At 39.4% G+C, this 10,590-nt stretch carries 3 protein-coding genes and 1 pseudogene; all 4 read left to right on the top strand.

Going from position 1 to position 10,590, the window contains the following annotated elements; genetic code table 11:
• Positions 1–13: 13 nt before the first annotated feature.
• The 4 genes and pseudogenes from LPH68_RS15360 to LPH68_RS15375 all read left to right on the top strand — a co-directional run bounded on the left by LPH68_RS15360 (position 14) and on the right by LPH68_RS15375 (position 9,631).
• Positions 14–2,353: a GH92 family glycosyl hydrolase gene (locus LPH68_RS15360; protein WP_004324849.1), complete on the top strand. Its 2,340-nt coding sequence runs from the start codon at positions 14–16 to the stop codon at positions 2,351–2,353.
• A 48-nt stretch (positions 2,354–2,401) separates the two neighbouring features.
• Complete coding sequence (locus LPH68_RS15365; protein ID WP_230296971.1) at positions 2,402–5,491, top strand: discoidin domain-containing protein; 3,090 nt, start codon at positions 2,402–2,404, stop codon at positions 5,489–5,491.
• A gap of 45 nt (positions 5,492–5,536) precedes the next feature.
• Positions 5,537–6,943 (top strand): annotated as a pseudogene (locus LPH68_RS15370) (SGNH/GDSL hydrolase family protein).
• Positions 6,944–6,952: 9 nt separating this feature from the next.
• Positions 6,953–9,631: a family 78 glycoside hydrolase catalytic domain gene (locus LPH68_RS15375; protein ID WP_230296972.1), complete on the top strand. Its 2,679-nt coding sequence runs from the start codon at positions 6,953–6,955 to the stop codon at positions 9,629–9,631.
• Positions 9,632–10,590: the final 959 nt, after the last annotated feature.

The raw sequence follows: 10,590 nt of genomic DNA on the forward strand, positions 1-10,590 counted from the left end.
TTAGATTATTGTTATGTATAAAGCGACTGCTAATCTTTTAATTGTTTGCTTTTTGTGTTGGATGACGGGTTGCTCATCAACCAATACCGTATCGGAAGATTTGGTTCCGACTGATTATGTAAACCCGTTTATTGGTGCCAGTACTAGTGTAGGGGCTGCCGGTGTTTATCACGGATTAGGTAAAACTTTTCCCGGAGCTACGACTCCGTATGGTATGGTACAGGTTAGTCCTAATACAATAACGGGAGGTGATAACGGTTCCGGATACAGTGATGAACATAAGACAATCGAAGGATTTGCCTTTACCCAGATGAGTGGTGTGGGATGGTTTGGTGATTTGGGCAATTTTCTTGTGATGCCTACAACTGGTGAATTATATAAAGTGGCAGGTAAAGAGAATAATGATAGTATAAAAGGATATCGTTCGGCTTATAACAAAGCCACTGAAACGGCTAAGGCCGGATATTATTCGGTAGAATTGACTGATTATCATATCAAAGTAGAAAGTAGCGCGACACCGCACTGTGGAATTTTGCATTTTACTTATCCTTCTAGTGACCAATCGCGTATTCAGATTGATTTAGCTCGTAGAGTAGGGGGAACATCTACTTCACAGTATATTAAAGTTGTAGATGATTACACTATTCAAGGATGGATGAAGTGCACACCTGATGGTGGTGGATGGGGTAATGGTGAAGGAAAAGCCGATTATACCGTTTATTATTATGCACAATTTAGTAAACCTTTGACTAATTATGGCTTTTGGAGTGCAGATATTCCCGAACATTGGGTTCGGAAACGTGATGAAGTAGTGAGTATTCCTTATTTGACTCGTGTATCACAAGCTCCGGTTATAAAAGACAAGAAAGAATTGACGGGTAAACATCTGGGCTTTTTTACTGAATTTCCAACGAAGGAGGGAGAGACTGTAGAGATGAAAGTTGGTATCTCTTTTGTTGATATGGAGGGTGCTGCAAATAACTTTGAACAAGAAATAGCCTCTAAAAATTTTGGACAAGTAAAGCAGGAAGCTACTGAATTGTGGAATAAAGAACTTAATCGTGTCCGGATATCCGGTGGTACGGATGATGAAAAAACGATATTCTATACTGCCATGTATCATACGATGATTGATCCTCGTATCTATACAGATGTAGACGGACGTTATGTAGGCGGTGATTATAAAATACATACGGCTGACAGCACTTTTACAAAACGTACTATATTCAGTGGATGGGATGTATTTCGTAGTCAGTTTCCTTTGCAGACTATAATTAATCCGCGTTTAGTAAGTGATGAACTGAACTCATTGATTACTATGGCAGATCAGAGTGGGCGCGAATACTATGAACGTTGGGAATTGCTGAATTCCTATTCCGGCTGTATGTTGGGAAATCCTGCTTTGTCTGTTTTGGCAGATGCGTATATCAAAGGGATTCGTACGTATGATGCAGAGAAAGCATATCGTTATGCCGTTAACACATCCCGTCGTTTTGGTAATGATTCATTGGGGTATGCTCCGGAACCATTGAGTATTTCAACCACTTTGGAGTATGCTTATACTGATTGGTGTATATCTCAATTAGCGAAAGCTATGGGGAAAGAAGACGATGCCAAATGTTTCTATGAAAAGGGACAGGCATATCATTCTATTTTTGATAAAGAAAAGGGATGGTTCCGTCCCCGTAAAGCAGATGGTGCATGGGTAGAATGGCCGGAGAATGCACGTCTTAAAGAATGGTATGGGTGTATAGAAGCAAACTCTTATCAGCAAGGTTGGTTTGTACCTCACGATGTTCCGGGAATGGTGAACTTGATGGGTGGTAAGGAGAAAGTTATTGCGGATTTAACAGATTTCTTTGATAAAACTCCTTCTAATATGCTGTGGAATGAATATTATAACCATGCGAATGAACCTGTGCACTTCGTTCCTTTTTTGTTCAATCAGCTTGAAGTTCCCTGGTATACTCAAAAATGGACACGCTATACATGTGAAAAGGCTTATGCAAACAAAGTTGAAGGGATTGTTGGCAATGAAGATGTAGGTCAGATGTCAGCGTGGTATGTGTTGGCTGCTTCCGGTATTCATCCTTCCTGTCCGGGAAATACACGTATGGAGATTACAAGTCCGGTTTTTGATAAGGTAGAGTTCAATCTTGATCCCAGTTATTATACTGGTAAGAAATTCACGGTGATAGCTCATAATAACAGCATAAATAACATCTATATACAAAAAGCTTTGTTGAACGGTCAGGAATACAATAAATGTTATCTTGATTTTGCGGACATTGCAGCCGGAGGTACATTGGAGCTGTTTATGGGTGATAAACCTAATGTTGAGTGGGGACTTTGATTGAATAACATACTCTAAAACAAATTGTTACTTTAAAATCTTGATAGTATGATGAATAAACTTGGGCTTATCATTGTATCGGTTATATTAGCTCTAATCCAGACAGGGTGTGCAGAGCAGAGTACATGGATGTCTTTGAACAGCTCTAATCCTCGGATTATCTGGGAAGTGAAACCCCAGGCAGATTTAGAGAACATAACCGGAGAGCAGATTTCTACTCCGGAATTTAAAATGTCCGATTACGTTAAAGGTGTGGTTCCTGGAACTGTTTTTACTGCTTATGTTGAAGCAGGAATCGTTCCAGATCCTAATTATGCCGATAATATTTATAAAGTAGATGAAACGTTTTATAACCGTCCTTTCTGGTATCGTACGGAATTCGAACTCCCGTCTTTTTATTCGGAGGGGAAGCGGGTATGGCTTCATTTCGACAATACGAACCGCTTTGCCGATTTCTATTTTAATGGCGAGAAGATATCAGGAACAAAAACATCTACTAAAGATGTAAGCGGTCACATGTTACGTTCGAAGTTTGATGTAACTAATTTGATAAAGAAATCCGGTAAGAATGTGATAGCTGTTCTGATTACCGATGCCGATCAGAAAAAGACGCGTAAGGCTAAAGACCCGTATGGAGTTGCGTGTAGCCCCAGTTATCTGGCTGGTGCCGGTTGGGACTGGATGCCATACGTACCGGGACGTCTGGCTGGTATCACAGGCAATGCTTATCTTGTGGTAACGGGAGATGTAGTGATGGAAGATCCTTGGGTACGTTCAGAGTTACCGACCTTGCAGAAAGCAGAGCTTTCTGTCTCAACAGATATTAGAAATGTTTCTTCTTCCCCCAAAGAAGTCGTTGTATCCGGAGTGATTCAGCCGGGGAATATTTCTTTCTCTAAAGACATTCGGGTAGAAGGAGGAACAACAGCCAGACTATCTATTAACAAAGATGACATAGCGCAATTGGTCGTTGACCATCCGAAACTTTGGTGGCCGAATGGTTATGGTGATCCCAATCTCTATACTTGCAAGCTGACTTGTTCTGTAGATGGAAAAGTGTCGGATGTAAAAGAAATGACATTCGGTATCAAGAAGTATGAGTATAAAATGGTCGATAATGTAGTGGGATATCCTGTTCTTACATTCTTTATCAACGGACAGAAGATCTATCTGAAAGGTGGAAACTGGGGAATGAGCGAATATCTGCTTCGCTGTCAGGGTAAAGAGTATGAAACGAAAATCAGACTTCATAAGGAAATGAATTACAATATGATCCGTCTATGGACAGGGTGTGTTACTGATGATGAGTTTTATGATTATTGTGATAAATATGGGATTATGGTATGGAATGATTTCTGGTTATATGTAGCATACAATGACGTGGCGCAACCGGAAGCATTTAAAGCGAATGCCCTTGATAAAGTCAGACGTCTTAGAAACCATCCTTCTATTGCTATTTGGTGTGGAGCAAATGAAACGCATCCGGCACCTGATTTGGATAATTACCTGCGTGAAATGATTGCGAAGGAGGACAATAATGACCGTATGTATAAGTCTTGCTCCAATCAGGATGGATTGTCCGGAAGTGGTTGGTGGGGAAATCAACCTCCAAGACACCATTTTGAAACTTCAGGCAGTAATCTGGCATTTAATACACCGGCTTATCCATACGGTATTGATCACGGTTACGGTATGCGTACAGAAATAGGAACGGCCACTTTCCCCACATTTGAAAGTATCAAAGAGTTTATCCCGGAAAAAGACTGGTGGCCTCTGCCTACTGATGAGCAGTTGAAGAATGATGATGACAATGTATGGAACAAACATTTCTTCGGTAAGGAAGCGTCTAATGCCAACCCGGTTAATTATAAGAATTCAGTGAACACACAGTACGGAGAATCATCCGGACTGGAAGAATTCTGCGAGAAAGCGCAAATGCTGAATATCGAAGTGATGAAAGGTATGTATGAGGCTTGGAACGATAAGATGTGGAATGATGCAGCCGGACTTCTGATCTGGATGAGCCATCCGGCTTATCCCTCGTTTGTATGGCAGACTTATGACTATTATTATGATCCTACAGGTGCTTATTGGGGAGCAAAAAAGGCTTGTGAACCTTTACATATCCAATGGAATGCTTCCAATAACAATATAAAAGTAATAAATACTACAGCAGAGGACTTGAAAGGTGCAATAGCTAAAGCTACAATTTATGACCTGAATGGAAAAGAAGTGCCTGCATACGGACAGACAAAACAGGTCGATGTGGCAGCCAGCAACATTGCAGAAGCTTTTTCTTTGAACTTTAACCCTTTCAATCTGGCTTATGGAAAGAAGGCTGTAGCTTCTTCTTCAACAGGTGCCTCTAAAAGTGCTTCAATGGTTACTGACGGAGGAGCCGGAAGTCGTTGGGAAAGTGCATACAGTGATCCTCAATGGATATACATTGATCTTGGTAAAGAAGAAAAGATAGAAAAGGTTATTTTGAAATGGGAGGCAGCTTGTGCAAAGAAATACGAACTGCAAGTATCGAATGATGCGCAAGAATGGAAAACCGTTTATACCAACAAAGATGGAAGAGGTGGTACTGAACAGATTGAATTGGAACCTGTTACAGCACGTTATGTGAAATTGGCAGGCATCAGCCGTGCCACACAGTTTGGATATTCATTGTTCGAATTCGAAATCTACGGTGAGAAACCAAAAGAGATAGAAGAACTAACTCCGCTTCATTTTATCAAGTTGGAACTGATAGATGCCAAAGGTAATCTAATCTCTGAAAACTTCTATTGGCGGAATGGCGTGAGAGATCTTGACTATACATTGCTGAACACACTTCCGGAAGTTGCTTTGTCTTGCCGATTGGTGGATAAATCGATGTCTGACGGAAAGATGAAGATAGCTGTAAAGAACAATTCCGAGACTGTGGCTTTTGCTAATCGGGTGAGGCTTGTTAATAAGGCTACGCAAAAACGAATACTTCCAATTATTATGTCCGATAATTATGTGACGTTGATGCCGGGCGAAGAAAAGGTTATCACTATGGAGGCGACTCCCGAACTGTTGAAAGGAGGCGTAAGTGTATTGGTGAAACAGTATGGGAAAGCAGAGAAGAATAAGCTGGATATAGCAGATTGATTGTTGTACGGTTATCTTTATGGTTTGATTAAAAGAATAAAGAAAATGGCTAATAGACTAAAAATGAGGATACTCTTGTTGTTATCTTTAGTTTATATAAATTGTGATTACTTACAGGCACAAACAACAATACCCCGGTTTGAAGAAGGGGAACGTGTGGTATTTGTAGGAAACAGCATTACTCACGGCGGACATTATCATTCATTTATCTGGTTGTATTACATGACTCGTTTTCCGGATAAACCGATTACTATCATGAATGCCGGAATTGGTGGAGAGAGTGCGTAGGATATGAAGGATCGCTTGGATTATGATGTTTTCAACAGGAAACCAACTTATGTGACTCTAACTTTCGGTATGAATGATACTGGTTATGATATTTACATGAAAGACGATGCAAAAGAACTGTTGGAACAACGGATTGCAAAGTCATTGGAAAGCTATCGGGAAATAGAAGAACGCTTACTGGCTAAAAATAAAATAAAGAAAGTATTGATTGGCGGTTCTCCTTATGATGAGACTTCCCGGTTTAATAATTTTATATTGCATAATAAGAATAACGCCATTTTAAAAATCATAGATGCCCAACGTACATCGGCTAAAAAGAATGGCTGGGGTTTTGTTGATTTTAACCAACCGATGCGTGAGATAAGCAGAAAAGAGCAGGAGGCAGATTCTACATTTACATTCTGCAGGATAGATAGAATTCATCCGGATAATGACGGACAGATGGTCATGGCCTATTTGTTTCTGAAAGCACAGGGACTGGCTGGGGATGAAGTGTCATCAGTATCTATTGATGCACATCATTCATCTGTAATAACCCATAAGAACTGTAAGATTTCAAAACTAAAAAAGAGCGGAGCTGATCTGACTTTTGATTATCTGGCGTATGCTCTTCCTTATCCGCTGGATTCTATTTCTAGAAGTGGCTGGGGAAATAAAAGGTCACAACGCGATGCAATGCGGTTGGTTCCATTTATGGAAGAGTTTAATCAGGAACGTTTTCAGGTAACGAACTTAGAGAAAGGAATGTATCGGTTAACTATAGACAATCAGTTTATTGACAATCTCTCATCCGAAAAGTTGGCGAATGGTGTGAATTTGGCAGATTACCCAAATACTCCCCAATATCAACAAGCTGCGAAAATCATGTATCTGAATGAAGAACGGTTTGAAGTGGAGAAACGTTTTAGAGAATACTTGTGGACCGAATATTCATTCCTGAAAAAAGAAGGATTGTTGTTTGCAGACGATCAGAAGGCTATTGATAAGCTAAAAGAGTACTTACCTAAAGATGGGTTTCTCAGGATGAGCTACGACTGGTATATAAAAGCGATGAACCCCGAAATACGGGAAGTTTGGAGCAATTATATAAAGAGTCTCGTTGAAACAATTTATAAAATCAATAAACCTGTCACTCATAAAGTGAGGCTGGCAAGAGTTGAATAATAATAGAAGATGAATAGAATGAAACGATTGTTATGTTTAGGTTTGATTTGTTATTTCTGTTGTCTGTCGATGATAGTATATGGAAATGAGAAAACTTCGCCTTTCTATTTGGCGGAATTAAAATGTGAGAATCTTATTGATCCTTTGGGGATTGATAATGTAACTCCTCACTTCAGTTGGAAGTTAAAGGGGGACGGCTGGAAAGGCGGGCAAACTTATTATGAAATACAGGTAGCTTCGGATAGTATTCTGTTGGTGCAGGATAAAGCAGATTTATGGAATACCGGAAAATTGAAATCCAAAACTTCGGTTATGGTACCTTATCGAGGGAAGACTTTAACTTCTCGTTCTTTGTGTTATTGGCGGGTACGTGTTTGGGATGCTAAAAAACAAGCTTCATCATGGAGTCCTGTTGCCCGTTTTGGAGTTGGCATCTTGGATCAGTCACAGATGAAAGGAGAATATATAGGGGCTTCTGTTGAAGGTGGTAAGATTTGTGCTCCTATTCTTCGCAAGAAAGTGAAATTGACTCAGGGAGAGACTTCTTTCCTGCATGTAAATACGTTAGGTTATCACGAAATTTATATCAATGGGAGAAAGGTTGGGGAGGACGTTCTGACCCCTGCTGTATCACATTTATCTAAACGTTCACTAATTGTTACTTATGATATTACTCCTTATTTAAGAGAAGGAGAAAATGATTTGCTTATCTGGCTGGGACAAGGTTGGTATAAAACGACGACTTTCGGAGCAGCTTATGAAGGTCCGCTGGTAAAAGCAGAATTGGATGTGTTGAGAAATGGTAAATGGGAAGTCGTAACGAAGACAGACGGATCATGGTACGGACGTGAAAGTGGCTATTCTGATACAGGTACTTGGCGTGCTTTGCAGTTTGGAGGTGAGAGGGTGGATGGAAGGATTCTTCCGCGAGACCTTTCAACACAGGCTTTAGACAAAATGAAATGGACTCCTGTTGTGAAAGTGAATGTTCCCGATCATATCGCTTCCCCTCAAATGTGTGAGATAAACAAGATACATCAGATTTTGCAGGCTGTTTCTGTAAAGAAGCTGGGTGAAAGTCTCTGGCTGGTAGATATGGGGAAGGTTCAGACCGGATGGTTTGAGATGCAAATGCCTATATTGCCGGCAGGTCATGAAGTTATTATGGAATATAGTGATAATTTGACGAAAGACGGTGAATTTGACAAGCAAGGTGAAAGTGATATTTATATATCTGGTGGTAAGCAAGGAGAATACTTCAGAAATAAATTCAATCATCACGCTTTTCGATATGTGCGCATTTCCAATCTTCCTCAAAAACCGGAAACAGGTGCTATGAAATCTCTGCAGATTTATGGAGATTATAAACAGACTGCAACTTTTGAATGTTCGGATGCCGACTTGAATGCTATTCACCAAATGATTCAGTATACGATGAAATGTCTGACTTTTAGTGGATATATGGTAGACTGTCCGCATTTGGAACGTGCAGGATATGGTGGTGATGGAAACTCCTCAACGATGTCTTTGCAAACGATGTACGATGTAGCTCCAACATTTGAAAACTGGGTGCAAACATGGGGAGACTCCATGCGTGAAGGAGGAAGTTTACCGCATGTTGGTCCTAATCCGGGTGCCGGTGGCGGCGGTCCGTATTGGTGCGGATTCTTTGTACAGGCTCCCTGGAGAACGTATGTCAACTATAATGATCCCCGCTTGATTGAGAAATATTATTCTCAAATGAAAGAGTGGTTTAAGTATGTTGATAAATATACAGTAGATGGTTTGCTGAAACGTTGGCCCGATACTAAATACCGTGACTGGTATTTGGGTGATTGGCTGGCACCTATGGGAGTAGATGCAGGTAATCAGGCTTCAGTGGATTTGGTAAGTAACTGTTTTATCAGCGAATGCTTGAGCACTATGTATAAGACAGCCTTAACATTAGGAAAAAGAGAAGAGGCGGAAGAGTTTGCTATGCGTAGAGAAAAACTTAACAAGTTGATTCATCAGACGTTCTATCGTGCGGATGAAGGGATCTATTCTACCGGTTCACAGTTGGATATGTGCTATCCTATGTTGGTAGGTGTTGTACCTGATTCTTTGTACAATAAAGTGAAAGAGAATGTCGTTGCCATGACCGAAGAAAAATATAAAGGACATATTGCTGTTGGTTTGGTTGGAGTGCCTATTTTGACAGAATGGGCTGTTCGGAATAAACAAGTGGATTTCTTCTATCAAATGATGAAGAAACGTGATTATCCCGGTTATCTGTATATGATTGACCATGGTGCGACAGCGACTTGGGAATATTGGAGCGGAGAACGAAGTCGTGTGCACAATTGTTACAATGGAATTGGTACTTGGTTTTATCAGGCTGTAGGAGGAATACGTCTTGACGAGGCTAAACCTGGATATCGTCACTTCTATGTCGATCCTCAAATACCAAACGGTGTGACCTGGACAAAAGTAACGAAAGAATCACCTTATGGCACAATTGCTGTTAATTGGGAATTGCAAGGTAAGCAATTGAATCTTCAATTGATAGTTCCTGCCGGAACAACGGCTACAGTTTGCATCCCCAATAATGCTGTCTCATATAAAATGAATGAAAAGAAAATGAGTGTTAAAAAGCAGACTGTTGATGTAGAAGCAGGGCATTATGAATTTCTATTTAATTTGAAGTAGATACATCACTCCCATTTAGAAAGCATATCGTTATAAGGATTAGGCTTAGATTTGTTGGATGGTTGTTTTTATTTGATTATTCTATACCTGTGGTTTATTATAATCAAATAAAAGCAACCATTTCTTTGTATATAGTAAAAAGAAAGTATATTTGTGGTTGGATATTGATGGTGGCACTCTTTTCTGAAAGATATGGATATATAAAAGTAATTGTTATCACTGGATAAAATTCAATCAGATGACGAAATTTAGTTTCTATCTTTCTATTAATCAGCTTTATATTATTGTAATGGACAGATTTATACTTTAACTATAAATTTGTCCAAAGATAATCTTCTAATCCGGGAAATAAATAAGAAGAAATCCCAGCCTCTGAAGACGATTTTGTATTTTCATTTCTCATGTTCTCATAATGTACCTAATAACAGTCTGTAAATCATAGAGATAACACTATGAGAAATAAAATTGAAAACTGTATTTCTCATAGTATTATCAGCTTTTTATGCTGAAAATGGTGCATTTCTCATGGCTTTTCATAACTTTAAAAGCATTTCTCATAGATTTTCCAAGCAATTCCATATGCTTTTTTACTGTTTTGCAGAGTATTCAAGACAAGGTGAAACATTCAGCTATTATGGATTCAAGGCATACCGGAGATGTAATCACGTAATACTTAAAATGATAGGTTATAAAATGGACATCAGAGTATTGAGAGCGGACATTAGCATATTTAGCTATAAGCAGTCATATCGTTCCACTCGAGTGGAAAGGTCTGTGCACTGGAGTAGAAAGAACCGTTCACTAGAGTGGAACAGGGTCGACGCATTATATTTTTTACTATCTTACAACTTGTATTTTATTTTTATATTATTGACTATTAGTGTATTATCTATTGTATATGTCGATTATTTTCCTTATCTTTATAAGATATTATAAAACATAAACTAACATGAAAATTG

The organism is Bacteroides sp. 1_1_30, assembly GCF_020982715.1.
Lineage (GTDB): Bacteria > Bacteroidota > Bacteroidia > Bacteroidales > Bacteroidaceae > Bacteroides > Bacteroides xylanisolvens.